This is a genomic window from Natronorubrum amylolyticum, from assembly GCF_052040145.1.
In the GTDB taxonomy this organism is placed as follows: Archaea; Halobacteriota; Halobacteria; order Halobacteriales; family Natrialbaceae; genus Natronorubrum.
The window spans coordinates 17612-40251 of record NZ_JBPPFW010000004.1 but is presented as its reverse complement, the minus strand read 5'-3'; the positions used below and the strand labels follow the sequence as shown (position 1 = coordinate 40251).

The following is a 22640-nucleotide window of genomic DNA, read 5'->3' as shown; positions in this document are numbered from 1 at the left end:
CACTCAGTCGCAGTCCGTGCACGCGCGCCACCCCAAGATAGTACGCTGACTCCTGCCGCGTTCTACCGCAACTGGTAGGACTCGTCTTCCTCGTCCAGCTCGTCGAGCAACAACACTTCGTCCTCCTCGTCCTCGAGTCGATCCTGCAGGTCGTTGACGTAGCCCTTGTACTCGTCGAGCTGTTCCCGGAGGTGGTCGGCCTCGAGTTCGAGCCGTTCGTGTTCGCGGATGAAGCTCTTCGGGACCTCGACGCTCGGCGGGAACGTCCGGTCGCCGTCGTCGCCTCCCGGTCCGGCCGCCCCTCGCGCCTCGAGTTCGTCCTCGGGGACGACCTCGACCTGGCCGTCGTGTTCGACGAGGAGGTCGACGTAGTCACGAAAGACCGCGGACAACGAGATGTCGCGTTCCTCGGCGATGTCCTGGAGCGCCGCGAACGCGTCCTCGTTCACGCGAAACGAGATCGTCTTGTTCTTGTTGCCCATTGGCATCCATTCGTCGGTCCTGATACTTAACGGTTCGTCAGACGAGGAGAGCCGCGTTCCCTAGCTGTAGACCCCGAGGACCGGACAGGCTATCCGACTCCGGACCGAACGCAACCCATGCTCACCGACACGCCGGGACTGCACCACGTGACGGGGATCGTCGGGGACGCCCAGGAGGCGATCGAGTTCTACGCGGGCGTCCTCGGCCTGCGACTCGTCACACAGACGGTGAACTACGAGGACATCCTGCAACACCACCTCTACTTCGGCGACGCGGCCGGCTCCCCGAGAACGGTCCTGACGCAGTTTCCGGACCCCCACGCCGATCCGGGTCGCCGCGGAAAACCGCAGGTCGCGTCGGTCTCGTTCGTCGTTCCAGCAGACGCACTCGAGTTCTGGCAGACGCGACTCGAGAACCACGATATCACCGTCGAAGGCCCCTCTGAACGATTCGACGAGCGCGTGCTACAGTTCGAAGATCCCGTCGGAACGACCCTCGAGTTCGTCGCCGGACCGTCGTCGGCTCCCGGCTCCGACCTCGACGCCGGTATCGAGCCGTGGACGGCGGGCCCCGTCCCCGAAGCCAGCGCCGTCCGCGGACTCCACGGCGTCTCGCTTCTGTCGGTCAATCCGTACTCGACGGCGAGCACGCTCGAGACGCTCGGCTTCGACCACGAGGCCGAATACGAGAACCGAATCCGATACGGAGCCTCCGGACCTCGAGCGACAGCAATCGATATCCTCGACCGCGAGGCCCCATTCGGCCGCGAGGGGCCGGGAACGCTCCACCACGTCGCGGTCCGAGTCGACAGTGAAGACGACCTGTACGAGTGGCACGACCTCTTCGACGACCGCGACTACAACGTCTCGCGGGTCAAGGACCGACACTTCTTCCACTCGCTGTACGTTCGCGAACCGGGCGGCGTGCTCTTCGAACTCGCGACCGAGACCGATGGCGTCGCCGCCAGCGGCGAGACGGGCGGCCCCGGCGAGTCGCTGTACCTGCCGGATCGGTTCGAGGCGGACCGCGACCTGATCGAGAGCCAGCTTCCCGAACTGACGGCTCCAGCGGGAGCCGCCCTCGAGCGATGACCAGCACCGACCGTCGGATGGACGCCGTCTCGGGACCCCACGCCGGCCAGCCGCTGCTTACAGCCGGGGCTCCCGCACTGGGCGCCGAAGCCGCGTTCGTCGTCTGTCACGGCCGCGGTGCGACGGCACAGGGCGTCGTCAACCTCTTCGAGCCGACCTATCGCCACGGACTCGCCGTGCTCGCGCCGCAGGCCGAACGGAACCGCTGGTATCCGCGAGCAGCGAGCGCTTCGCGGGCTGACAACGAGCCGTGGCTCTCCTCGAGCGTCGACTGCGTAGCTGCTGCGCTCGAGCAAGCCGATTCGATCGGTATCCCGCCCGAACGAACCGTCCTCGGCGGCTTCTCGCAGGGCGCCTGCGTCGTCGCGGAGTTCGTCCGTCGTCACCCGGCTCGCTACGGCGGGCTCGCCGTCCTCTCCGGCACGCTCCCCGGCTCGCTCGACGACCTCGAGTCGGCCGATATCGACGGCTCGCTCGAGGGAACGACGGTCCTGCTCGGCTACGGCGCGGACGATCCACACGTCGATCCCGGTCACGTCGCCGAAACGGTTCGTATCTTCGAGCATGCGGACGCGACGGTCGACGAGCGGCGCGATCCCGAGACGGGCCACGAGGTTACCGACGACGAGTTCAACGCGATCGGTGGGCTGTTCGATCGCGCTCTCGAGTCGTAACGAGCTACGTGGACTCCGGGCCGAGCCCCTTCTCCGAAAGCTCCTCGAGCGCGTCCTCGCTCTTTTCGAGCTCGTCGAGCCCCATTCCCTCGAGTACGTGGTCGGCCTTCGTGAACTGGATCTCCTCGTAATCGACGATCTGGAACCGATTTCCCCACGGATCGTGAAACTCGAGCCCCGGCACGTCGAGTCGGTCGATTTCGAGTTCTTCGAGTCGCCGTTCGACGCGGTCCGCATCGTCGACGACGAGTCCGAAGTGACGGGCGTCGTCGGCCGTCTCGCCGGCCGCGTCGGTTGCGGCGAGCGCGATGAACTGGTCGCCCATGTCGATGAACGCCTTCGTGTCGCTTCGGCCCCGGAGGTCGAACGCGAACAGCGAGTCGTAGAACTCGAGCGCGTCGTCGATATCTCCCACTTCGAGTGCGACGTGGTTCGTTCCCACGAGCCGGGCGCGGTCGGCGTCACTGTCGTCTGTAACAGGCATCGTCACGCAGTACGTGCTCCCGAACGGTAACGGCTGTGCCGGCAGCCGTGGCTGCTGAGTCGCTCGATCAGTCTGAAAAAGGATGCAATCGCGTCGATCGACCGTTTCAGGCCGGCGCTTCGGCTTCGTCCTCGTCTTCCAGCCCCTCGAGTCCCTCGAGGGCGGCGATCACGTCGTTGCGGTAGTTGACGACCGGCGAGTCGTAACGCTCGCGGGCCATCTGGGCGTACTCGTTGGTGGGGGCCGTCGAGCCGCTTTCGGGGGCTTCCTGCTCGGCTTCCCACTCCTCGAACGCTTCGATGCGGTCGAGGGTGCGTTCGGCGGTTTCGACGACCCAGCGGTCGCGGGTGGCGTCGTCGACGACCGCGATGGATTCGGGTCGGACGGAGACGTTGACGGTGCCGTCGTCGGTCTCGTACGTTCGCGGTTTGCCGACGATGGCGACGTACGCAGGCGGTTCGGTGTCCCGCAGCACGGCGGCGGCTTCGGGCTGGTACTGGCCGGCGTAGACGAAGAACGTCCCGGTCGGATCGACGACGCGGCCGCGCCAGTACTCGCTGTCGTCGCCGACGTCCTCGGTTTCGGTGAGGGTGCCGACGATGAACACGCGGTTCGCGCGGTCGCCGGTCGGGAGGAGCGCGTAGTTGGGTGCGCGCTCGTCGTCGCTCTCTTTGAAGGAATACGTCGAGTCGTTGAATTCGGAGGCGAAGACGCGGCGGGCGACTTCGCGGGTGAGTTCTGCCTGGCTCATGTTACATCGACCTCGCTTTGATCAGCAGCTGTTCCGGATCGGCCGGCCCGTCGAGCTCTTCGACGTCGTCAGCAAGTACGTAGCGGCCGAACGTCGGCCCTTCGATGCGGTAGTAGGTGCCGACGATGTCGTCCATGATCTCGTCGGCGACGATGGTCGTGTCTAAGGCGTCCATCGCCATCTCCTTGGCTTCCTCGAGGCTCAGGCCCGTCAGGTCCTCGGTGGCTTCCTTGTCGAAGATGACCTCGTGGGCGTCGATGCCGTCGTCGACGACGGCCTTGATGCGGAGGTCGAACTCGCCTTCGACCTCGCCGTGTTCGTTACAGCGCCCGTTCTGGAGGACGCGCGTGCAGTCGTCCTCCGGGCAGCGCTTGATAAGGCCGCTGCCGCTTTGCATGTCGACGAGTGCGCCTTCGATCTCGCTCGTGTCGTCGCCGACCTCGAGCTCCTCGTCGAGCTCCTCGATCACCGTCGTCGAGTTGAGTTTCACCGAGTATCGGCCCTGGTACTCGTCGGTGACGACGTTTCGGAGTTCGTAGACGCCGCCCTCCTCGAGTGCGGGGAGATCGGATTTGGCCCACTTGGTGAACTTGATCGTGCCCGTCGGGTCGCCCAGCAGGCCGACCTGCGCGACGGAGTCGCTCCGGGGATCCCAGAGCTCGATAACTTTCGCGGTGAGGTCGATCCACTGCTCGGGTTCGTCGACGTCCTCGACGTTGGCGGCCTCGCTACCGCCCCGCGAGATGTCCTCGCGCTCGAGGCCGGCCTCCTCTAAGTAGTGGTTGGTAACGCTTCGGCGTGCCTCGTCGATGGGTACCTTGTACTCGTCGACGAGCGTGGTCAGGCGCTCCTCGACGTCGTCGACGCTCACGTCGATGTGGTCTGAAAACTGCTCGTGTATGTCGTCCGCGTGCTGTCGTACGTCGCTCATTGTGTCACGCCTCCTCTTTGGTTTCACTGGGAGGCATACGTCGGTTCGCGCCCAATAGTATTTAAAGTATCGGGGCCGGAGCGAAAGTGAACACTGGCGGGTCGAACCGGGAGACGGCGGGGAGACTTCGATTAGTCGTCATCGAACCCGCTGTCGGAATTCGCGTTCTCGTCACCGCTGTTGGTGGCGTCGGTCTCCTCGTCGTCGCCGTCGGTCTCGCCATCGTCACTGATCGCGTCGATCCCGTCACCATCCGGGGTTTCGACGACGATCTGAATGTGGTCCCCGTCCTGCAGTTCGTAGTCGAGATCGACCGCCTGTCCGTCGACCGCGATCTCGACGCTCGTCTCCGGATCCTCGTCGTCGTAGGTTTCGCCCTCGATCGTGATCGAGGAGTCGGTGATGGGCATCGTGATGTCGTCCATCGCTTCCTCGAGCGTCACCCGCTCGGGATGCATGTGCCAGACGTTTCCGTCGCCCGGGTGGAAGTGGAACGTACCGCCGAGTTCCTGATAGTAGTACGCCTGTTGCTCGAAGTCGAACGTCTCGCCGTCGATCTCGACGGTGAGCTGGCCGTGGTCGTGGACGCGGCTCTCGCCGTCGCCGCTGACACCCATCATAACGACGTAGCCAACCAGCGCCAGCACGAGCACACCGAGTATCGCGCCGAATCCGTACACCGCGAGCCCGAGGGACTCGTCGTCGCCATCGCCTCCGGTCCCCCGATAGTCGTCTACTCGCCGCCGATCGATCCGACCCAGTTGGCCCTCGTGGTCGCTCGCGAGATGCTCGAGATAGGCAGTCTCGTCGGAAAACGACGCGTCACAGTAGTCGCACTCCGGCATTGACAACCCTAGGGAACTCACCGTCTTCAATCGGTCGGTCAACGAACTCCAGTCGCTGGAGCGCCGCAATTTCGGCGCGCCCGTCGGCGACGGGTCTATAGTTCTTGCGAGCCAACGGAGTGGTAATGTCGGATCGCCGTCGGCTCGAGCAGTTCTTGCGCTCGCGATTCCGGGAAGCGGGCGAGCAGTACGAACGCGCTCGCGGCTCAACGAACGATCAACTCACAGAGGCACGCGAGGCGTACGAGGCGGCGAAGAACGCTCGCGGTCTGCCCTCGGACGAAGCGGGCCGAGCGAAGATCGTCTGTCGCCGCTACGCCGAGCGCCGGGCCGCGAAGCTCGACGAGCAGTATCGACCGGCGTGCTACGAGGAGGGCCATCCGGACTGTGAAGGCTGCGTGGAGGATGTCCGCGAGGGACGAATCGAAACTTGGGGGAACTGACCGGCTGCCGATCCGGCTCAGTTACCGTTCGGCACGTCTCCGTCCGTTTGGTCGTCGTCTCGTTCTGGATGGTTGTCTTCCCGTTCGGGCAGGAACGCCCAGACCACGACGAGTCCGACGATGACGAGACCGAGCACGGCCGACTCGAGGACGCTCAGGTCGACGTTGACCCAGACGAGGACCGTCCGTAGCTCGACGATCAGCGGGACGGTAAACGCGAGGACGACGAGCAGCGCGCCCTTCGAGATGCGCACTACGGCGTCACCTCCGTGACGATCGAGCCCGCGAGTTCGCCTGCGGTAGCGAGGGCGGTAGTGACGTACTGCTCGAGCACCAGCCCGAGGACCGGGAGCGTGTCGAGGCTGACCGGGAACGGGTTGACGTCGGGTCCGAACAGGCCGCCGCGGTCGACGATGCTCAGAATCGGGAACGTGTACGCGAAGATCACGAGCACGACGGCGATGGCGGTCCAGAGTTTGAGGTTGTCGAGGACGAGCGGCGCGTCTTCGGGCCCCGAGAGCGTCTCGGCGTAGCCGTTCGCGGGGAGGCTGTCACTTTTGCCGTTGAACGCCGTGCCGACGACGTTCGCGAAGAACAACGCGAGTGAAACCGTGAGCAAGATTCCGCCCAGTGCGATCTGGGCGTCGAGTTCGCCGACGCTGCCGACGGCGGCCTCGAACTCGAAGCCGTCGTACTGCGGTTCGGCGGTCCGGCGCGGCACGCCCAGCAGGCCGGCGCGGTGCATCGCGTTGGACATGAACGTCATGCCGACGAACCAGACCACGACCTGGACGAGCGCGACGGAGCGGTTCCACAGCGCCCTGCCGGTCACCTGCGGGAGGAACCAGTAGGTGACAGCCATGAACGTCAGGGCGACGGCGGTCCCCACGGTGAGGTGGAAGTGGCCGACGACCCAGAACGTGTTGTGGACGAGGTAGTTGATGTTCATCCCGGCGTTGATCATCCCTGAGAAGCCGGCGGCGGCGAACATGAGCCCGGCCAGTGCCATCCCGGTGAAGACGGGGTCGCGCCACGGCAGCGCCTTGAGCCAGCCGAAGTAGCCCTCGCCGCCGCGCTGGCGGGCTCCGTGTTCCATGCTGGCGACGACGGTAAAGGCGGTCAACAGGCTTGGCAACAGGAGGAACATCGTATTCGTCATCGCGATGAACTTGAAGCCCTCCGCGATGCCGGGATCGAGGTACTGGTGGTGGATTCCCGTCGGCACTGAGAGGATCAGGAAGAGCACGAAGACGACTCGGGCCAGTGGGTCGCTGAACAGCTTCCCGCCCGAGACTTTCGGGAGCATGATGTACCACATCATGTACGCGGGCATCAGCCAGAAGTAGACCACCGGGTGGCCGAAGAACCAGAACAGCGTTCTGGTAAGCAGCGGGTTGACGGAGTCGATCAGGCCGAGCGACCACGGCAACAGGAAGGCGAGAATCGCGATGGCGACGCCGAGCGTGGCGATGTACCACATGAGCGTCGTCGTCAACACCATGAACGTCGGTAGCGGGATCCGCTCGTCTGGGTTCTCGGCCTTCCAGGCCAGCCAGGAGCGGAACCAGTCGACGCCGGCGAGCCAGGTGCCGACGACGAACAGCACGAGACCGAGATAGAACAGGGGATGCGCCTGCAGCGGCGCGTAGAACGTAAAGAGCACCGACGCGCTCATGTCGACCGAGTCGGTAAAGCCGGCGAAGATCGGAATCGCGACGAGTGCGGTTCCGAGCACCATCAGGCCGTACCAGGCCCACGTGAATCGGATGTCCTCGACACCTCGGTCAAGGCTCGTCGTTGTCGCCCACGTGAACACGCCCACGAGGAAGAAAATCGTGAACGTGATCGCGAGCAAGACGCCGTGTGCGGTGAGCACGGTGTAGTAGTCGGCCGAATCCATGAACCGATAGACGTCGGTCCGGTGGAGGGTCTGGACGACCCCGAACAGGCCCCCGATCGCGAGCGCGAGGAAGGAGCTGTAGAAGGCCGCCCGAACGACCTTCGCTTCCGCCGGGAACGCGTCGATGTACGTCGATCCCGTCTCACTCATCGTCCTCACCTCCATCGGTTTCGCCATCGTCGTTCTCGTCGTCGTCACCGTCAGAGCCGTCGGCTCCGTTGTCAGCGTCGTCGTCTTCGTTCTCGTCGTCCGTCTCGAGTTCCTCGACGACGGTCAGCGTCCCACTTTCCTCGTAGTTGTCGATGGCGACCGTCCAGTCGTGCTCGCCCTCGCCGAGATCGGTCGTATCGACGGTGAACGTCGTCTCCTCGAGATCGCCGCCGGCGACGGTGAGTTCCTCCTCGAGCGTTTCGTCGCCGATCTCGAGCGTCGCGGTCGTCTCGAGGTCGTCGAGCATTCGGTTCTCGACGGACACGTTGAACGCCGCCTCGTCGCCGAGTTCGAGTTCGTCGTCCGCGTCGACCGACAGCTCGGTCATGTCGAACTCGTCTTCGGGAACGACGTGGAGCATTCCCTCCATATTGTGGTGACCGGAGCCACAGTACTCGTTGCAGACGATCCCGTACTCGCCGGGTTCGTCGAACTCGACGGTCATCTCGGCGACCTCGCCGGGGATGACCATCGTGTTGATGTTGGTCCCGGCGACGCTGAAGCTGTGGATAACGTCTCGAGCGGTCACGTAGAACGTCACCTCGCTATTTGTGGGGACTTCGATGGGGTCAGGATAGAACGCGAACGTCTGTGCTACGACGTAGGCTTCGTACTCGTTCTCGCCGACGTGTTCGACGCGCGGCTCGCCGAAGCGCTCGTCGTCGTTCAGTTCGCTGGGTTCGATGGTGGGCTGTTGATCGCCGACCATCGTGATTCCGAGACCGACCGAGCCGTACGTGATCGTCGCGATGAAGCCGACGATCAACACCATCGCTGCGACTAGCCACAGCTTCTCATACGTGTGAATATTCATGCGAGACCCACCACCGAGAGCAGGAGCCCGGTAACCGTCGGCTCGTTTCCGAGGAACTCGACGAAGTACATGAAGAACCACAGGAGTACCAGAATGAGGAAGTACAGACCGATCAGGGCTAGCGTCCCGACCGGATCGTACTCGTCGTGGCCGATCTCCCGTATTTGATCCGACTGGTCGCTCTCTGTCGACTGCGTCATGTGTTCGTGTTGGAATACTCGTGGGTTAACGGCTAGAGAAATTCCCGACCCGTAGGAACGAGAGGCACTATTTACGTATCACCCACCGTTATACGGCGGTATGAACCTCGAGGAGTTCTCACCGCGACGGGCGCTTCCGGTCGGCTTGCTGGCGTTGCTTCCACTCTCCTGGTACGCACTCGAGAGCTCGTTGGCGGCGGGTGTCGTCTCCGCGGTCAACGTGTTGATCATCGTTGCATGCCTCTACGTGGCGTTCGAGCCCGTTCCGGGGCATCACGATCACGACTCGAACGGCGCGTCGTCCTAACTGCGAATGGTCGCCCGCAACGCGCTTGCCCGCGACCACGACACGAGTGTGGTAGGCACCGAGCACGCCGACTCGCTGCACTGGACTACTACTGACGGAACCGATCTGCCACAGTCACTGCTATCGTTCTCTCAATCGCTGTGATCGTCCTCCGACCGCTGTGATCGTTCCCTCGCTTCCATGACCCGATTTCCCACCCGTTCCGAGTCCGAACACGCCGACGACACCGCCAACATCGGCGAGAGCGGACGGGCTGCGGAACCCGACCGAGGCGGACAGAGCCCCGACGGTTGTACGCTCTGTTCGTTTCCAACGCCGGGAGTGCCAGTTACCGATCCCGATATTACGGGGGCCTTCTGCTGCCGGGGCTGTCTCGAGATCCATCGCACCCTCGACGACGTCGACGACGCGGACGCCGACGACGTTCGCGCTCGGCTCGAGGACGGCGGGTCGGCCCTGGACGATCTCGAGGGCGAGGACACCTTCCTCGCGGTCGACGGGATGCACTGTTCGACCTGCGAGGCCTTTCTGGAGACGCGAGCGACCGCCACACAGGGGATCCTGGGTGCCGAGGCGAGTTACGCCACGGACACGCTCAGGCTCGTCTACGATCCCGACGTGATCGAAGACGCTCGGCTCCCGGAGATCGTCTCGGGCTACGGCTACGAGGCTCGAGACCGAGCGGACGGTCGCGAGGAACCCCCTCGAGATGCCGCGCTCGTGAAGTTCCTGATCGGCGGCGGGCTGTTCGGGATGATGGTGATGGTTTGGTACGCCGTCTTTCTGTATCCGACGTACTTCGGCTACGAGCCGGTGGCCGACTTCGGCGGCTACGACGGCTACTATCTGGTCGTGAACATCTGGCTCATGACGTCGTTCGTGCTCTTTTATACGGGGTATCCGATCCTTCGCGGTGCGTACGTCAGCCTCAGGGCGGGGCTGCCGAACATGGATCTGCTCGTCTCGCTGGCCGCGGTCGGGTCCTACGCGTACAGCACGCTCGCGATGGTCCTCGGGCGAACGGATCTGTACTTCGACGTGACGGTCGCGATAATTCTCGTGGTCACGGCCGGAACCTACTACGAGGGGGTGATCAAGCGCCGGGCCGCCGGCTTGCTGTCGGAGCTAACCGAGGCGCAGGTCGACGAGGCTCGACGCGCGGACGACGGCGAGAGGGTCCCGCTCGGGGCGGTCGAGCCCGGCGACCGCCTGCTCGTTCGGCCGGGCGAGCGCGTCCCGCTCGATGGCACCGTCAGCGAGGGGACGGCAGCAGTCGACGAGTCGCTGGTCACGGGCGAGTCCCTGCCGGTCGAAAAGAAATCCGGGGACTCGGTCCGGGGCGGGACCGTCGTCACCGACGCGCCCGTGGTCGTCGCCGTCGGCGAGGACGCGGAAAGCACCCACGATCGACTCGTCTCGTTGCTCTGGTCGATCCAGAGTTCGCGGCCGGGCGTCCAGCGGCTCGCGGACAAACTCGCGACCGTCTTCGTTCCACTGGTCGTCTTCCTCGCGGTCGCGGCGACCGTCGGGCTGCTCGCGACCGGCTCGAGTCCCGCGACGGCGTTTCTCGTCGGACTCACGGTCGTCATCGTCTCCTGTCCGTGCGCGCTCGGACTGGCCACGCCGCTGGCGATCGCCTCGGGCATCCAGACCGCGGCGCGACGCGGGATCGTCGTCGCCACCGAGACGCTCTTCGAGGACGCACCCGACGTCGATATCGTCGTCTTGGACAAAACGGGAACGCTCACTGAGGGCGAGATGTCGGTCGAACGTGTCCACGTCGAGAACGGTGACCTCGCCGCCGACTCGAGTCCCATCTCGGACGAACGGACCGTCCTCCGTCGCGCCGCGGCCGTCGAGACACTCTCAGAACACCCGATCGCCGCCGCCATCGTCGATGCGGCCCGCGAGCGCGACGCAACCAGCGCAACTGACGGGGCCGACGTGGACGACGACGGTAACGGGGTGGCTCCCGAGGACAGCGAAGACGAGAGTACGAAGTGCACCGCCGATGTCGACGGCTTCGAGCGCCACGCCCGCGGCGTCGTCGGTCTCGTCAACGACGAGCGCGTCGTCGTCGGCCACCCAGATCACTGTCGCGACCGGGGACTCTCGATCCCGCCGTCGCTCGAGTCGCCTATTTCGGCGGCGAGAGACGCCGGCGACGTCCCGGTCGTCGTCGGCTGGGACGGTCGGGCACGCGGCGTGATCGTCGTCGGTGACGCGCCCCGCGAGCGCTGGAACGAGGCGATCGAGACGCTTTCGGACGGGCGCGAGGTCGTCGTCCTCACGGGCGACGAGGGGGCGGCGGCGGACCGATTCCGCGACGTCGACGGCGTGAGCGAGGTGTTCGCCGGCGTGCCGCCCGAAGCGAAGGCGGAGACGATCCGCCGACTCCGAACGCGAGGCACCGTCGCGATGGTCGGCGACGGGAGCAACGACGCACCGGCGCTCGCTGCGGCCGACGTCGGCATCGCACTCGGTAGCGGAACCGAACTCGCGACCGACGCCGCGGACGCCGTAATCGTCGGTGACGACCTCAAGGCCGTCGCGGAGACGTTCGCGCTCGCAGCCGGGACCCACCGGCGGATTCGACAGAACCTCGGCTGGGCGTTCGTCTACAACGCGATTGCGATTCCGTTGGCGATCGCCGGGCTGTTGAACCCCCTTTTCGCCGCGGTCGCGATGGCCGCGAGCAGCTTGTTGGTCGTGGCCAACTCCGCGCGGTCGATTCGGTGACAGTGGTTCGAGTCCGGTAGCTACTCCTCGTCGGCCGTCACGACGCGATCCACTGCGCGCCGTTCGCCGTCGTCGTAGACGTAGGTCGTCTCCGCCTCCTCGTCTTCGGTTTTCCGGTGACTGCCGTCACAGAAGGGAAACGATGCCGAGAGACCACACTGACAGATCGCGACGTCGCCTTTCTCGTCGTCGATATCGTCGGGATCGAGTTTCCGCGGTCCCGTCGCCTCGAGTTCGACCAGTCGTGTCATGGGCCTCGGTTCGGAGCGGTCGGTAAAAAGCGCGCGGCCCGACCGAACGGTTCGATCGCCTCGAGCGACGCTCGACTGGCGCGGCCGAAACCGTCGTGAACGCAAGCTACTTGGTTCCAGTTTGTAATTCTCGACGTGGAACTACATGAGCGTCCACGATGGAGGAACGTCGATCGCTATCGCACTCGCAGTCGTCAAGACGCTTATCCTGCTCGTGGGCAGCGTTATCACGTTCTTCGCGTACAAAGCCTACCGTCGGACGCGACAGCGCGCGCTGGGCTTGCTCGCCGCCGGCTTCGGCCTCGTCACGCTGGGGCTGGTGCTCGCCGGCTTGCTCTACGAACTGCTCGAGGTCTCGCTGATGACGGGGATTCTGCTCGAGAGTCTCCTCATGCTCGTCGGCTTCACCGTCATCGCCTACTCGCTGTACGTCTCCTGAGGCGACTACCTAAGGGACTGGGACCGCGAGTACGACCAGTGACCAACGACGAGTCACCGGCGACGGATGATCCGTCCGACCGTGGCCAGCCACGGTACTCGGACGATATTTCTCCGGTTCTGCGATCGACCGTCGATGAGCTATCGCCGGGCCGTGCCCTCGACGTCGCCACCGGAACCGGCCGGAACGCCCTCGCCCTCGCGGCCCGCGGCTGGACCGTCGACGCCGTCGACCTCTCGAGTGCGAAACTGGCCCAGGCGCGCGAACGGGAGCGGGGCCGTACGCGGTCGACCGGTCCCCCACCCTCGGAACCCGTGAACTGGATCCTCGCCGACGTCGACAGCTACTGCTTTCCGGACGGCGTCTACGACCTGCTCGCAGTGAGTTTCTTCGACGCGCGCGCTCGCCTCCCGGATATCGTCGACGCGCTCGCCCCCGGCGGCGTGCTCTGGTACGAACACTACCTCGAGCCACCGGCGTCGGAGTCCAGCGCAGGGAATCCGTTTCGATTCGAGCCGAACGAACTCCTGACGGCGTGTTCTCGGTCGAAGCTGACGGTCCTCTACTACGCCGAGCACGCCGTCGGTGACGAGCCACGCGTGGTACTGGTGGCGCGCAACGAGGACGGTGTCCCCCGCTGGCGGCCGGCGCTTCCACCGCCGTAGTCGACGCCGCTATAGCCAGATCGGTCCCGAGACGGCTTCGTCGTCCTCGATCAGTCGCGCTCGAGTCCGCTCCGGCGAGAAGATCGGTGCCGGCCGGATCGTGCTCACCCGTCCTTCCCACTTGCATCGACGGAGTGTCGCGTGGCTCCGCCGTTGGTCCCCGATCGATTCGCCGTCGCCGTATAAGCGGCCTGTAGCTGCGACCCCAACCGTCTAGCGTGTGACGGACGAACGATCCAGTATGGAGACGCGATGGGTAACCGTCGACGGTGTTCATCTGCAACTCCCCGCTGACTGTACCGTCGACGAGTTGCGGGAGGAACTTCACAAACCGTCCGATGCGGTGCTGATCGCCGTCACCGGCGATCTCGTGTCCGTCGTCCACGACGAGGACCGATCCCTGGCCGAGATGGTCGCCGGTTGCGCGGACACGTACTACTTCAGACGGCCGGAGGAGCCCGACCGAAACGTCGTGTTGGCCGCCCCGGAGATCGACGAAGCGCTCGAGGAGCCGATATCGGACGAAACGACGTTCCAGCGACCCGGTATCGATCACTGATCGGATCGCTCGAGGATCTGCTGTGACGGGGGTTACTGCCTTCTACCGAGGGATAATGGCTGTTCGGATGCTCGAGTTTTCACGCTGTAGGAACGGAGTCGGACGAACGCAGAAAGCCTAGGCTGGGATTGAACACGTCCAGACGTTCCTGCTCGCCCTTCGGGCTGTGCGGGCTGCGACTGGTCTGCTCAAATCTCGAGTCTGGCTTTCGCTCCTCACGATTGTTCGTCGCAGAAAGCCTAGGCCGGGATTTGAACCCGGGCTCTCGTCCTTACCAAGGACGCGCTTTACCGCTAAGCTACCCAGGCGCGCATTTCTCAGTTGTCTCGAGTCGTCTTTAGGGCTTTCGATTCGCCACCGGGCATGGGTGGGTGTGTCTCGGTTGGGAAACGACCGTCTCAGGGGTCGGTCGCCGACGTTGCTCGATCGGTCGGGTGCTCCTCGAGCGACTGCTCAGAGCGCGTCGGCTCGAGGTCGGCGAGGTACGTCGCGGCCGGTGGGAAGGGGGCCTCGACGCGATCGGCGATCTCGTCGACGGTCGCGAGCAGCCGCGGAGCGGGCGTCTCGCCGACGGCGGCGGCGCCGGTGAGCACCGCGAGTTCGAGAATGTCCCGCTCCAGATTGGCGTCGATGGTCGCGGGATCCGTCTCCCCACTGTCTCCCATGGTTCGTCGGGACTGATCGCGGCCGAACGCCTGGACGGTTCGGACGGCTTTGCCGGCGGCATCCGTGCGAGCGAGCAGGTAGAAGCCGCGGGCGACGAGGATGTCGGCCGCGAGGATTTCGAGGTCTCCTCTCTCGGCGCTATCGTCGGCAGTTCCGTTCTCGATCCACGGTTCGTCGTGTGCGAGCACCCTCGTCAGACGCAGCCCCTCGTAAATGAGCTGGACGCCCGCAGCCTGGGTGGCGACCCCGCTCGTGTCGTCGAGTTCGTCGCTGTACTCGGCCCCGTGCTCCGACGGCGGTGCGTCGGCGTCGAGCACGCTGTGTCCGTCGGCCGCCGTCGCCGCAGCGCTCTCGATCGTCAGTACGCCGGGAACCATCGAGGCCTCCGCGAGGCTGGCTTCGATGTAGTCGTGTAGCGCGGGTGGTTCCACGTCTGCGACGGCGTCGTAGGCGGCACGCCGACAGCTGTCGGCTTTCTCCATCAGCAGAGGCTTACGACGGTGGAGCCAAAGACCTTTGGAAACGTCCGATCGACTGGTGGCATGATCGAACAGGAGGTCGATACAGACCGCTCCATCCGCACCGTGGCGCTCGACCGCCCCGACGCGCGAAACGCGCTGACCGTTGCGGGGCTCGAGACGCTCGAGCGCGCGATCAACGATGCCGACGAGACCGTGATCTACCTCACCGGGAACGGGCCCGCCTTCTGTGCCGGTGCGGATCTCTCCGCGGTCGGCGACCTCGACGGTGATCGCGAGCGGGCCGTCGAGTTCGCTCGGCTGGGTCAGCGCGTCGCCCGAGCCATCGAGGATTCGCCGGCCGTCGTCGTCGCCGGAATCGACGGTCCCGCCCGCGGCGGCGGTCTCGAGCTCGCGCTCGCCTGCGACGTCCGCGTCGGAACCCGTGACTCGACCTACGGCGAACCCGGCGTCACGTTCGGTCTCTTCGGTGCCTGGGGCGGCACCGTCCGACTGCCGCGAGTCGTGGGCGAGGGCGACGCCCTCGAGTTCGCGCTCTCGGGCCGAACCGTCGACGCCGACGAAGCCCTGCGGATGGGACTCATCTCCCGAATCGAGGACGACCCGCGAACCGTCGCGGAGACGATCGCCGAAAACGCCGACGACGCGCTCGCCGTTCTGAAACGACGGCTTCGGGATGACCGGGAGCGAGCGACTCAAGAGCGACTCGAGGCGGAGGCGTTCGGCGAACTCGTCGAGAGCCACGCCAAGGATATCGACGCCGTCCTCGAGTGACGGCAATCGAAGCCGTATTCGAGTACCGGCCATCGAAGGCGTATTCGAGTACCGGCCATCGAAGACGTATTCGCGTGACGATCGCCGAGCGTGGGGCCCGAGCTCGTTGAACGTGTGGTCGACCCAACCACTTTTATCGCACCGGTGAGACCGACAGTCAATGGCCGATTCGGTGTTCCTCTCCGGCGACCGCATCGATCTCCGACCGATCGAGGAGGACGACCTCGAGTTTCTGCAACGGGAGATCAACGATCCGCGAATCTGGCGCGCGATCGGTCGCTCACGCCCGGTCAACGGCCCACAGGAGCGGGAGTTCTTCGAGAACGTCGTCTGTGACGACGACACGGTGAACCTCCTGATCGTCGCCGACTCGTCGCCGGTCGGGACGATCGGCCTCAACGCGATCGAGTGGGAGACCCGGCAGGCGGAGATCGGCTACTGGATCGCCCCGGAGCACCACGGACAGGGGTACGGCACCGACGCGGCGACCCGTCTCGTCGCCTACGGCTTCGACCAGCTCGGATTACACAAGATCACCGCTCGGGTCTTCGAGTTCAACGAGCCCTCGAGGCGGCTCCTCGAGTCGGTGGGCTTCACCCGCGAAGGCGTCCACCGCGACGACGTGTTCGTCGACGGCGCGTTTCAGGACACCTACTGGTACGGCTTGCTCGAGGACGAGTGGCGTTCGGAGACAGAATAAGCCGCGTGGGCCGTACTAGTCGCGATCAGTCCAACGGCTCGGGTGCCGGCGGTACCCGTCGCTTGTGCTCGCTGCGCTCGTACATCCCGCGGACCTTCTCGACCGTTTGCTCCTCGATCTCGAGCAGCCGGGCGGTCGCGGCGACCGATAGCGGGCCGTCGACGTGCGTCGCGAGGATCGAGTCGAGCGTCTCGTAGCTGACGCCCATCTCGTCCTCGTCGGTCTGGTCGTCCCACAGCTCCGCGGTCGGCGTTTTCGTGACGAGGTCCTCTGGGACGCCGACGTGGTGGGCCAGCTGGCGAACCTGGGCCTTGTAGAGATTCCCGATCGGGTGGCAGTCGACGGCTCCGTCGCCGTACTTGGTGAAGTAGCCGACCGCGGCCTCGCTGCGGTTGCCGGTCCCCAGTACCAGTCGCCCCTCGTGGTTCGCGACGAGGTAATTCAGGACGGCGCGGACGCGCGCTCGAGCGTTGCCGACGGCCTCGCGGTCGCCCTCGGCGTCGGGGTAGGCCGCGAGCAGCGAGTCGACGATCGGTTCGATCTCGATCACGTCGTAGCTGATCTCGAGGTTCTGTGCGACCCGCTCGGCATCGCTCATGTTCTCGCCGCTGCTGACGGTCGCCGGGAGGACGAGTCCGTGGACGTTCTCGGCCCCGAGTGCGTCGACGGCGAGGGTGGCGGTGAGCGTACTGTCAATGCCTCCGGAAAGGCCGAGGACGGCACCCTCAGCGCCCGCGGCGTCGACGCGGTCGCGAATGAAACCCGTGATGTGTTCGCGGTGTCGATCCAGTTCCCCCTCCGAAAAGCGAAGGTCGATCATGGCCGACCGTACGGGTGGCTCGGTCTAATAGCCTCCCCCTACGGGAAAAAAGTGCACGAGTGTTGGGTTCTCGAGGGGTCGACGATCCGGTGATTTGAGCGGAGCGCTACGTTGAAGTGTAATCGACGGCTACGAACGGGGTGAGCGCCGGTGTCTCACCAAGCGAAGCGAGGTGAGGCTCGATACACGTCGGAGACGTGTTTCGGTGGTGAGTAGTTCCTTTGGAACTACGAGCCTCGGCGCGCGAGGAACGCAGAGACGAAGCGCGCCGGTGGTCCAGTGGTAGGACTCGAGCTTCCCAAGCTCGCGGCCCGGGTTCAATTCCCGGCCGGCGCATCAGATCTTCCACGGCTCGAGCCCGAGAGCGCCGGTGGTGAGCAAATCTGAAGGGAGTTGCGATCCTCGGCGCGAGTGAATGAGATGAACGAGCGCCGGTGCTGAGCCGAGCGTCGCGAGGCGAAGGACGATGGACTCGCTTCGCTCGTCTATCGGAGGTCTAGTGGCGGGACATAAGCCCCCCAAGCTTGTAGCCCGGGCTCAACTCTCGGTCGGCGCATTTTTGTATGGAGTCTTCGGATACCAATCGCTCGAGCCTCGAGTCCACCACGAAAATGACAGTCCCAACTGATCGCCGAAATCCAACCGCGCCTTACTCGTAGATGCCCATCGCTTCGATCTGCTCCTGATAGCGGTTCCGGATCGTGACCTCGGTCACCTGCGCGACGTCGGAGACCTCGCGCTGGGTCTTCTTCTCGTTACAGAGCAGCGACGCGGCGTAGATCGCGGCGGCGGCGTAGCCGGTCGGCGACTTGCCCGAGAGCAGCCCCTTCTCGGTCGTCGTGTCGATGATCTCGTTGGCTTTCACCTGTACCTCCTCGGAGAGCTCGAGTTCCGAGCAGAATCGAGGCACGTACTTCTTCGGGTTGACCGGCTCCATTTCGAGGCCGAGTTCCTGGGCCACGTATCGATAGGTACGACCGATCTCCTTGCGCTCGACTCGAGAGACGGCGGCGACTTCCTCGAGGGATCGCGGGATGCCCTCCATCCGGCAGGCGGCGTAGAGCGTGCTGGTCGCGACGCCCTCGATGGAGCGCCCGCGGATGAGGTCCTCGTCGAGTGCGCGTCGGTACATCACGCAGGCGACCTCGCGGACGGATCGCGGGATCCCGAGCGAGGAAGCCATGCGGTCGGTTTCGGAGAGGGCGAACTGCAGGTTCCGCTCGCCGGCGTCCTTGGTACGAATTCGTTCCTGCCACTTGCGCAGGCGGCGCATCTGGTTGCGCTTGTCCGAGGAGATCGATCGCCCGTAGGCGTCCTGGTTCTTCCAGTCGATCGAGGTCGTCAGGCCCTTGTCGTGCATCGTCTGGGTCGTCGGCGCGCCGACGCGGGACTTGTTCTGCCGTTCGGAGTGGTTGAACGCGCGCCACTCTGGGCCGCGGTCGATGTTCGCGCCTTCGACGATGAGTCCACATTGATCACAGACGAGTTCGCCCTGATCCTCGCTCTTGACGAGCGTGCCACCGTCACACTCGTCACACACCCGCGCATGTGTTTCTTCGTTCGTTTTCTCGTCGGCTTCAGAATCACGTTGGCGTTGGCGGGTGGAACTTGCCATTTCATGTAGATACCGAGTTGCAGGACCTTAAGGCCTCGCCGTCAAATAGTCCTCACCTTTATGTAGTCTCGTTCTGCTAGATGTCGCGTCTCGAGTCGGATATTCCCTCGAAATCGACGTGTAGTGGGACTCAAACCGCTTGACTCGCGGTCGAGTGCAGCCGATTTCCGTGATGGCTCGTGCTCGCTCGTGCAATACGGAAGCTGTGCGATTTAGTAGCAGCCGGTTCGAAGCGAACGCATGCACCACGCAAGGGCGGACGCGGCGGCGCGAAACGAACGGTTCGCCGTAACCACACGTGCGTCAGTTGAGAGCAGCCCGCACGTACCGGCCGAAACCGACTCCCAGTGACCGATGCGCGTACTGGTAACCGGCGGAGCCGGGTTCATCGGCTCGAACGTGGCGAACCACCTCGCCGACCGACACGAGGTCGTCGCGATCGACGACGAGTCGCTGGGCGATCCTACACCCCTCCGGAACACCGTCGATTATCGCCGCCGATCCGTCCTCGAGGACGACCTTCCGACCGACGTCGACGTCGTCTTTCACCTCGCCGCGCGCTCCTCGTACGCGATGCACGAACGCGATCCCGCGGACGGTGCGCGCGTGAACGTCGAGGGGTTCATCAACACGCTCGAGCAGGCCCGCGAAGACGGCTGCGAGTGTGTCGTCTACGCCTCGACGTCGTCGGTCTACGGCGACCGAACCGCGCCGGTTTCGGAAACGGCATCCGTCGAGGCCTCGAGCGGCTACGAGGCTTCGATGCTCGCCAGGGAGCGGTACGCGGAGTACGTCGCCGCTCACTACGGGACGACGATCGCCGGCGTTCGGCTCTTTTCGATCTATCAGGGCTATCACGGGGCGGAGGGGCACAAGGGGCCGTACGCGAACGTCGTCACGCAGTTCGCCGACGACATCGCGCGCGGCGACAGTCCGGCGCTCTACGGCGACGGGAGCCAGACCCGGGATTTCGTCCACGTCGACGACGTCGTCCGCGGGCTCGAGGCGGTCGCCGACGCCGGGCTGACCGGAATTTACAACCTCGGGACTGGAACCGCCCACAGCTTCGTCGACGTCGTCGACCTGCTCACCGCAGAACTCGAGTCCGACGTCGAACCGGTGTTCGTCGAGAACCCAATCCCGGAGGACGTCTACGTACACGATACCCGTGCGGACGTGAGCGCGCTCCGGCGCGAAACCGGGTGGGAGCCGACCGTCTCGCTCGAGGAAGGGGTTCGACGCGTATGCGAGCCGTACCTGTAGCGGCGAACGGCCGCGGCGTCGCGGGGGTGACGCCTCATACGGTTTGTTGTACCAATGTACCGGTGGGACCGCAGGACGGATCGCGGTCTCACCGGAAACGACTCACGGCAGACCGTATCAGAAGTAGCCGAGCAGCGTGCCGCCGAGGACGACGACCCACATGACGACGCCGGCGATCAGCATGTCGTTGAACCGCGAGTCGCGGGTCGCGCGTTTGGCTGCACCGCCGGCGATCAGTCCCAGCGCGACGACCACGAGCATTCGCTGGAGAACGACGTCGACGGGCAGCGAGTCCACGCCGAGCAGGCCGTAATCCAACCAGATCGCCACCGCGAGCGAGCCGGCGGCGACGATGGCGGCGTCAAGCCGTCGGGTAAGCGTTCCGGCGATTAGATACGTCGCTACCGGAATGCCGAGGGCGATCACCGGGTACAGCAACGCGGCGATCATGTGCGGCGTCATGAACCCGGCGTTGCGCTCGAGGGCGACCCCGCCCAGTCGCACGCCGAGGAACATCGCGAGGATGGTGAACAGGAGGATGATGTGGCCGGCCTCGAGTCGGTCGTAGGCGGCCGCGATCCGACGGCGGTCGACGTCGGTCAAGTGGTCGTCGATCGCGTCGGGCGTGTGATCGGAGACCTGCTCGGAATCGGTTTCTCTGCTGATGCCGGTACTGGCGGTCCTTGCGCGTCGCTTGGCCGCGAGTCCGACGCCTGCAGGCAGGAGGACCATGCCGGTGAGATCGACGACGGTCGCCCAGCCGTCGGAATCCGAGGGCCCGTCGTTGTCGAGGTAGATACGACGCACGTCCTGTTCGATGTCCACTCGCGGGTGATCCATGAAGTCCCGCTCGATTTTCGTCTGGGCGGCTTCGACGCCGTCGACGCGGTGGCGAAGCGTGAACCAATCGAAGTGCTCGGTGTGAGCCTGCATCGCCACCCACTGATCGTCCGAGTTCGGGCTCTCGTAGAGCCGAATGTGGTATCGCTGGCCGTAGTAGTCCCCGTCCTCGAGTTGGCCCGACTCGTCGGTCCAGTAGGCGTCCTCGTCGGGCCCCGGATCGACGTACGCGTAGCGGGTCGTCCCGTGGGCATCACCCCACTCGATCCCCGTGGCGTGCCGGTCGTGTTCCTCGAGGAACTCCTGTTCCTGGAGGACGGTTTCGTTGTCTTCGTACTCCGCTTCTATCGCTTCGATCTCTTCCCAGTCTCCGTCGGACTCTTCGGTCATCATCCGCAGGATGTCGTCGCTGTCGCCGCGAACGATGACGTTGAGCGGACTGCGTTGCTGGAAGCGCTCCGCCGGGCTGAGAAACCGCCAGAACTCGCTGTCCGACTCCTCGAGGGAGGTCATTCTGGGCGTTACCTCAGTTTCGTCGGGTGCAACGCTGTCGGTCGAGGGAGAAAACAACAGCGACGGCCCGCCGACGAAGAGGAACGAGAGCGCGAGTAACGTGACGGCGATGACGAGCGAACGGCGCATTCGAATCCACCTAGCGGCTACCGACATATCAATATAGGTGGTCGATTCGCACCGATATCGATGCCAACACGGCTGCTACCGCCGGTTCCTGTGAATCGATCGATCACAACGGCTGACAGGTTCGCGGCGACGGTGACCGGCAGCCGGCTACCGTGACCGCACCCGGCCGCTGGTTCAACCGTCGACGTCCGGCCCGACGGTCAGGACGGGAGTCGGAGCCTGCCGAACGACGCGCTGGGAGACGCTGCCGACGACGTTGCTCTCGTACTCGTCACCGCTCGTCCCCATGACGATCAGGTCGACGCCGTGGTCGGCCGCGTAGTCGACGATTCGCTCGGCGGGGTGGCCCGTCTCGATCGCCGTTTCGACCTCGAGGTCACGGCCGAGAGCAGCCGTCGCCGCGTCGTCGATCGCGTCGCGGGCGTTCGCCCGGAGATCGGCTCGAACCCCCGAAACGCGGTCGTCGTCGAGCATCAGAAACGCCCGATCGTCGACGATCGAGAGCACGTGCACCGTCGCCGATCTCGTCGCTGCGATGTCGATCGCGTGCGTTGCGGCGACCGCCGCCTGATCGCTTCCGTCAGTGGGAACGAGGATTGTGTCGTACATAGCGACCCTACTCGAGAGTCTCGAGCGAAGTGAAAAAGCAGTTGCTGTGGTTTTTCACTGGTGGGAACTTCGTTGCAGTTCATCGGGGACGCCAACGCTTGCAATGCAGTGTTTTGGAGCGGATCAGGGCTTCCAGCTCAGTTCGATCTTGATCGTCTCGCGGCTGCCTCGAAGCATCGAGGTGCGTTCGACGACGTCCACGGAGCAGTCGACCTCCTCGGGCGGCGTGAGCGATATCGTCTTGTTGCCGACGTCGACGTGAACCTCCTCGCTATCCCGGTCGAACTCCTCGGAGAGCCCAGCGAGGTACGCGGCGAGTTCGGATCGAGTGAGTCGCTCGTCGGCCGTCGTCCGTTGAGCCATGCCCATCGGTGACGGAGAGAGGCGCAAAAGTATGGGTAGCGAACGCGGCCATAACGCGGACTTACTGGCGAGAGCCGTCACGC

General features: G+C 64.9%; 27 protein-coding genes and 2 tRNA genes. 12 read left to right on the top strand and 17 right to left on the bottom strand.

Annotation, left to right across the window (positions count from 1 at the left end):
• Positions 1-62: 62 nt before the first annotated feature.
• Positions 63-482 carry a DUF8146 domain-containing protein gene (locus ACSFDB_RS15760; protein ID WP_006087799.1) on the bottom strand — a complete coding sequence of 140 codons (420 nt, stop codon included), beginning with the start codon at positions 480-482 and terminating at the stop codon, positions 63-65.
• Positions 483-599: 117 nt separating this feature from the next.
• Between ACSFDB_RS15760 and ACSFDB_RS15755 the strand changes: the two genes are divergently transcribed.
• On the top strand, positions 600-1574 hold the full coding sequence (locus ACSFDB_RS15755; protein WP_440771889.1) for a VOC family protein: 975 nt from the start codon (positions 600-602) through the stop codon (positions 1572-1574).
• The gene (locus ACSFDB_RS15750) at positions 1571-2248 is read left to right on the top strand and encodes an alpha/beta hydrolase (protein WP_440771888.1); all 678 of its coding nucleotides are present in this window, start codon (positions 1571-1573) and stop codon (positions 2246-2248) included. The genes ACSFDB_RS15755 and ACSFDB_RS15750 overlap by 4 nt, the downstream gene beginning before the upstream one ends.
• A gap of 4 nt (positions 2249-2252) precedes the next feature.
• On the opposite strand, the gene ACSFDB_RS15745 is transcribed toward ACSFDB_RS15750, so the two are convergent.
• The 4 genes from ACSFDB_RS15745 to ACSFDB_RS15730 form a co-directional block, all read right to left on the bottom strand.
• Entirely contained in the window at positions 2253-2732 is a 480-nt protein-coding gene (locus ACSFDB_RS15745) for a VOC family protein (RefSeq protein ID WP_440771887.1), read from the bottom strand.
• A 106-nt stretch (positions 2733-2838) separates the two neighbouring features.
• Positions 2839-3483, bottom strand: coding sequence for an RPA family protein (locus ACSFDB_RS15740; RefSeq protein WP_440771886.1), 645 nt, complete (start codon positions 3481-3483; stop codon positions 2839-2841).
• Position 3484: 1 nt separating this feature from the next.
• Positions 3485-4414: a replication factor A gene (locus ACSFDB_RS15735; protein WP_440771885.1), complete on the bottom strand. Its 930-nt coding sequence runs from the start codon at positions 4412-4414 to the stop codon at positions 3485-3487.
• 131 nt (positions 4415-4545) lie between these two features.
• Positions 4546-5259 (bottom strand): ubiquitin family protein, encoded by a 714-nt coding sequence (locus ACSFDB_RS15730; protein WP_440771884.1) that lies wholly within the window; start codon positions 5257-5259, stop codon positions 4546-4548.
• Positions 5260-5384: 125 nt separating this feature from the next.
• On the opposite strand from ACSFDB_RS15730, the gene ACSFDB_RS15725 reads away from it, so the two are divergent.
• On the top strand, positions 5385-5702 hold the full coding sequence (locus ACSFDB_RS15725; RefSeq protein ID WP_440771883.1) for a DUF7091 family protein: 318 nt from the start codon (positions 5385-5387) through the stop codon (positions 5700-5702).
• 17 nt (positions 5703-5719) lie between these two features.
• On the opposite strand, the gene ACSFDB_RS15720 is transcribed toward ACSFDB_RS15725, so the two are convergent.
• The 4 genes from ACSFDB_RS15720 to ACSFDB_RS15705 are packed head-to-tail and all read right to left on the bottom strand — an operon-like array spanning position 5720 to position 8826.
• On the bottom strand, positions 5720-5956 hold the full coding sequence (locus ACSFDB_RS15720) for a CbaC protein (RefSeq protein WP_440771882.1): 237 nt from the start codon (positions 5954-5956) through the stop codon (positions 5720-5722).
• Positions 5956-7752 (bottom strand): b(o/a)3-type cytochrome-c oxidase subunit 1, encoded by a 1797-nt coding sequence (locus ACSFDB_RS15715; protein WP_440771881.1) that lies wholly within the window; start codon positions 7750-7752, stop codon positions 5956-5958. Before ACSFDB_RS15715 ends, ACSFDB_RS15720 begins: the two co-directional genes overlap by 1 nt.
• On the bottom strand, positions 7745-8626 hold the full coding sequence (locus ACSFDB_RS15710; RefSeq protein ID WP_440771880.1) for a cytochrome c oxidase subunit II: 882 nt from the start codon (positions 8624-8626) through the stop codon (positions 7745-7747). The genes ACSFDB_RS15715 and ACSFDB_RS15710 overlap by 8 nt, the downstream gene beginning before the upstream one ends.
• Entirely contained in the window at positions 8623-8826 is a 204-nt protein-coding gene (locus ACSFDB_RS15705; protein ID WP_090309034.1) for a hypothetical protein, read from the bottom strand. The genes ACSFDB_RS15710 and ACSFDB_RS15705 overlap by 4 nt, the downstream gene beginning before the upstream one ends.
• A 100-nt stretch (positions 8827-8926) precedes the next feature.
• Between ACSFDB_RS15705 and ACSFDB_RS15700 the strand changes: the two genes are divergently transcribed.
• Both ACSFDB_RS15700 and ACSFDB_RS15695 read left to right on the top strand, forming a co-directional pair.
• The gene (locus tag ACSFDB_RS15700; RefSeq protein WP_440771879.1) at positions 8927-9133 is read left to right on the top strand and encodes a DUF8131 family protein; all 207 of its coding nucleotides are present in this window, start codon (positions 8927-8929) and stop codon (positions 9131-9133) included.
• 180 nt (positions 9134-9313) lie between these two features.
• The gene (locus ACSFDB_RS15695; protein WP_440771878.1) at positions 9314-11872 is read left to right on the top strand and encodes a heavy metal translocating P-type ATPase; all 2559 of its coding nucleotides are present in this window, start codon (positions 9314-9316) and stop codon (positions 11870-11872) included.
• 20 nt (positions 11873-11892) lie between these two features.
• Here ACSFDB_RS15695 and ACSFDB_RS15690 read toward each other — a convergent pair whose 3' ends face one another.
• The gene (locus ACSFDB_RS15690; RefSeq protein WP_440771877.1) at positions 11893-12123 is read right to left on the bottom strand and encodes a CDGSH iron-sulfur domain-containing protein; all 231 of its coding nucleotides are present in this window, start codon (positions 12121-12123) and stop codon (positions 11893-11895) included.
• Positions 12124-12268: 145 nt separating this feature from the next.
• On the opposite strand from ACSFDB_RS15690, the gene ACSFDB_RS15685 reads away from it, so the two are divergent.
• The 3 genes from ACSFDB_RS15685 to ACSFDB_RS15675 all read left to right on the top strand — a co-directional run bounded on the left by ACSFDB_RS15685 (position 12269) and on the right by ACSFDB_RS15675 (position 13786).
• A complete protein-coding gene (locus ACSFDB_RS15685) occupies positions 12269-12562 on the top strand; it encodes a DUF7521 family protein (protein ID WP_006087815.1) in 294 nt (97 codons plus the stop codon).
• Between the two features lie 38 nt (positions 12563-12600).
• A complete protein-coding gene (locus ACSFDB_RS15680; protein WP_440771876.1) occupies positions 12601-13227 on the top strand; it encodes a class I SAM-dependent methyltransferase in 627 nt (208 codons plus the stop codon).
• A gap of 241 nt (positions 13228-13468) precedes the next feature.
• Positions 13469-13786, top strand: a complete 318-nt coding sequence (locus ACSFDB_RS15675) for a hypothetical protein (RefSeq protein ID WP_440771875.1) — start codon at positions 13469-13471, stop codon at positions 13784-13786.
• A 236-nt stretch (positions 13787-14022) separates the two neighbouring features.
• On the opposite strand, the gene ACSFDB_RS15670 is transcribed toward ACSFDB_RS15675, so the two are convergent.
• Positions 14023-14094, bottom strand: a tRNA-Thr gene (locus tag ACSFDB_RS15670).
• Between the two features lie 90 nt (positions 14095-14184).
• A complete protein-coding gene (locus ACSFDB_RS15665; RefSeq protein WP_440771874.1) occupies positions 14185-14934 on the bottom strand; it encodes a DUF7114 family protein in 750 nt (249 codons plus the stop codon).
• A gap of 60 nt (positions 14935-14994) precedes the next feature.
• On the opposite strand from ACSFDB_RS15665, the gene ACSFDB_RS15660 reads away from it, so the two are divergent.
• Both ACSFDB_RS15660 and ACSFDB_RS15655 read left to right on the top strand, forming a co-directional pair.
• Complete coding sequence (locus ACSFDB_RS15660; protein WP_440771873.1) at positions 14995-15705, top strand: enoyl-CoA hydratase/isomerase family protein; 711 nt, start codon at positions 14995-14997, stop codon at positions 15703-15705.
• Between the two features lie 160 nt (positions 15706-15865).
• Positions 15866-16405: a GNAT family N-acetyltransferase gene (locus ACSFDB_RS15655; protein ID WP_440771872.1), complete on the top strand. Its 540-nt coding sequence runs from the start codon at positions 15866-15868 to the stop codon at positions 16403-16405.
• Between the two features lie 25 nt (positions 16406-16430).
• Here ACSFDB_RS15655 and ACSFDB_RS15650 read toward each other — a convergent pair whose 3' ends face one another.
• Positions 16431-17225, bottom strand: a complete 795-nt coding sequence (locus ACSFDB_RS15650) for an NAD+ synthase (protein WP_440771871.1) — start codon at positions 17223-17225, stop codon at positions 16431-16433.
• Positions 17226-17490: 265 nt separating this feature from the next.
• On the opposite strand from ACSFDB_RS15650, the gene ACSFDB_RS15645 reads away from it, so the two are divergent.
• Positions 17491-17561 (top strand) — tRNA-Gly (locus ACSFDB_RS15645).
• Positions 17562-17874: 313 nt separating this feature from the next.
• Here the strand turns inward: ACSFDB_RS15645 and ACSFDB_RS15640 are convergent.
• Positions 17875-18840 carry a transcription initiation factor IIB gene (locus ACSFDB_RS15640; RefSeq protein ID WP_440771870.1) on the bottom strand — a complete coding sequence of 322 codons (966 nt, stop codon included), beginning with the start codon at positions 18838-18840 and terminating at the stop codon, positions 17875-17877.
• A gap of 354 nt (positions 18841-19194) precedes the next feature.
• Between ACSFDB_RS15640 and ACSFDB_RS15635 the strand changes: the two genes are divergently transcribed.
• Positions 19195-20103: an NAD-dependent epimerase/dehydratase family protein gene (locus ACSFDB_RS15635; protein ID WP_440771869.1), complete on the top strand. Its 909-nt coding sequence runs from the start codon at positions 19195-19197 to the stop codon at positions 20101-20103.
• Between the two features lie 117 nt (positions 20104-20220).
• Here the strand turns inward: ACSFDB_RS15635 and ACSFDB_RS15630 are convergent, their stop codons facing one another.
• The 3 genes from ACSFDB_RS15630 to ACSFDB_RS15620 form a co-directional block, all read right to left on the bottom strand.
• On the bottom strand, positions 20221-21585 hold the full coding sequence (locus ACSFDB_RS15630) for a hypothetical protein (protein WP_440771868.1): 1365 nt from the start codon (positions 21583-21585) through the stop codon (positions 20221-20223).
• Positions 21586-21759: 174 nt separating this feature from the next.
• On the bottom strand, positions 21760-22194 hold the full coding sequence (locus ACSFDB_RS15625) for a universal stress protein (RefSeq protein WP_440771867.1): 435 nt from the start codon (positions 22192-22194) through the stop codon (positions 21760-21762).
• A 123-nt stretch (positions 22195-22317) separates the two neighbouring features.
• The gene (locus ACSFDB_RS15620) at positions 22318-22557 is read right to left on the bottom strand and encodes an amphi-Trp domain-containing protein (protein WP_440771866.1); all 240 of its coding nucleotides are present in this window, start codon (positions 22555-22557) and stop codon (positions 22318-22320) included.
• Positions 22558-22640: the final 83 nt, after the last annotated feature.

Excerpts from the sequence above, each read along its gene's own strand:
- ACSFDB_RS15700 (WP_440771879.1), top strand. The coding sequence starts at position 8,927 with ATGAACCTCGAGGAGTTCTCACCGCGACGGGCGCTTCCGGTCGGCTTG.
- ACSFDB_RS15640 (WP_440771870.1), bottom strand. The coding sequence starts at position 18,840 with ATGGCAAGTTCCACCCGCCAACGCCAACGTGATTCTGAAGCCGACGAG.
- ACSFDB_RS15675 (WP_440771875.1), top strand. The coding sequence starts at position 13,469 with ATGGAGACGCGATGGGTAACCGTCGACGGTGTTCATCTGCAACTCCCC.
- ACSFDB_RS15655 (WP_440771872.1), top strand. The coding sequence starts at position 15,866 with ATGGCCGATTCGGTGTTCCTCTCCGGCGACCGCATCGATCTCCGACCG.
- ACSFDB_RS15740 (WP_440771886.1), bottom strand. The coding sequence starts at position 3,483 with ATGAGCCAGGCAGAACTCACCCGCGAAGTCGCCCGCCGCGTCTTCGCC.
- ACSFDB_RS15715 (WP_440771881.1), bottom strand. The coding sequence starts at position 7,752 with ATGAGTGAGACGGGATCGACGTACATCGACGCGTTCCCGGCGGAAGCG.
- ACSFDB_RS15650 (WP_440771871.1), bottom strand. The coding sequence starts at position 17,225 with ATGATCGACCTTCGCTTTTCGGAGGGGGAACTGGATCGACACCGCGAA.
- ACSFDB_RS15635 (WP_440771869.1), top strand. The coding sequence starts at position 19,195 with ATGCGCGTACTGGTAACCGGCGGAGCCGGGTTCATCGGCTCGAACGTG.
- ACSFDB_RS15695 (WP_440771878.1), top strand. The coding sequence starts at position 9,314 with ATGACCCGATTTCCCACCCGTTCCGAGTCCGAACACGCCGACGACACC.
- ACSFDB_RS15620 (WP_440771866.1), bottom strand. The coding sequence starts at position 22,557 with ATGGCTCAACGGACGACGGCCGACGAGCGACTCACTCGATCCGAACTC.
- ACSFDB_RS15660 (WP_440771873.1), top strand. The coding sequence starts at position 14,995 with ATGATCGAACAGGAGGTCGATACAGACCGCTCCATCCGCACCGTGGCG.
- ACSFDB_RS15705 (WP_090309034.1), bottom strand. The coding sequence starts at position 8,826 with ATGACGCAGTCGACAGAGAGCGACCAGTCGGATCAAATACGGGAGATC.
- ACSFDB_RS15750 (WP_440771888.1), top strand. The coding sequence starts at position 1,571 with ATGACCAGCACCGACCGTCGGATGGACGCCGTCTCGGGACCCCACGCC.
- ACSFDB_RS15625 (WP_440771867.1), bottom strand. The coding sequence starts at position 22,194 with ATGTACGACACAATCCTCGTTCCCACTGACGGAAGCGATCAGGCGGCG.
- ACSFDB_RS15760 (WP_006087799.1), bottom strand. The coding sequence starts at position 482 with ATGGGCAACAAGAACAAGACGATCTCGTTTCGCGTGAACGAGGACGCG.
- ACSFDB_RS15710 (WP_440771880.1), bottom strand. The coding sequence starts at position 8,626 with ATGAATATTCACACGTATGAGAAGCTGTGGCTAGTCGCAGCGATGGTG.
- ACSFDB_RS15755 (WP_440771889.1), top strand. The coding sequence starts at position 600 with ATGCTCACCGACACGCCGGGACTGCACCACGTGACGGGGATCGTCGGG.
- ACSFDB_RS15665 (WP_440771874.1), bottom strand. The coding sequence starts at position 14,934 with ATGGAGAAAGCCGACAGCTGTCGGCGTGCCGCCTACGACGCCGTCGCA.
- ACSFDB_RS15690 (WP_440771877.1), bottom strand. The coding sequence starts at position 12,123 with ATGACACGACTGGTCGAACTCGAGGCGACGGGACCGCGGAAACTCGAT.
- ACSFDB_RS15745 (WP_440771887.1), bottom strand. The coding sequence starts at position 2,732 with ATGCCTGTTACAGACGACAGTGACGCCGACCGCGCCCGGCTCGTGGGA.
- ACSFDB_RS15735 (WP_440771885.1), bottom strand. The coding sequence starts at position 4,414 with ATGAGCGACGTACGACAGCACGCGGACGACATACACGAGCAGTTTTCA.
- ACSFDB_RS15725 (WP_440771883.1), top strand. The coding sequence starts at position 5,385 with ATGTCGGATCGCCGTCGGCTCGAGCAGTTCTTGCGCTCGCGATTCCGG.
- ACSFDB_RS15630 (WP_440771868.1), bottom strand. The coding sequence starts at position 21,585 with ATGCGCCGTTCGCTCGTCATCGCCGTCACGTTACTCGCGCTCTCGTTC.
- ACSFDB_RS15730 (WP_440771884.1), bottom strand. The coding sequence starts at position 5,259 with ATGCCGGAGTGCGACTACTGTGACGCGTCGTTTTCCGACGAGACTGCC.
- ACSFDB_RS15685 (WP_006087815.1), top strand. The coding sequence starts at position 12,269 with ATGAGCGTCCACGATGGAGGAACGTCGATCGCTATCGCACTCGCAGTC.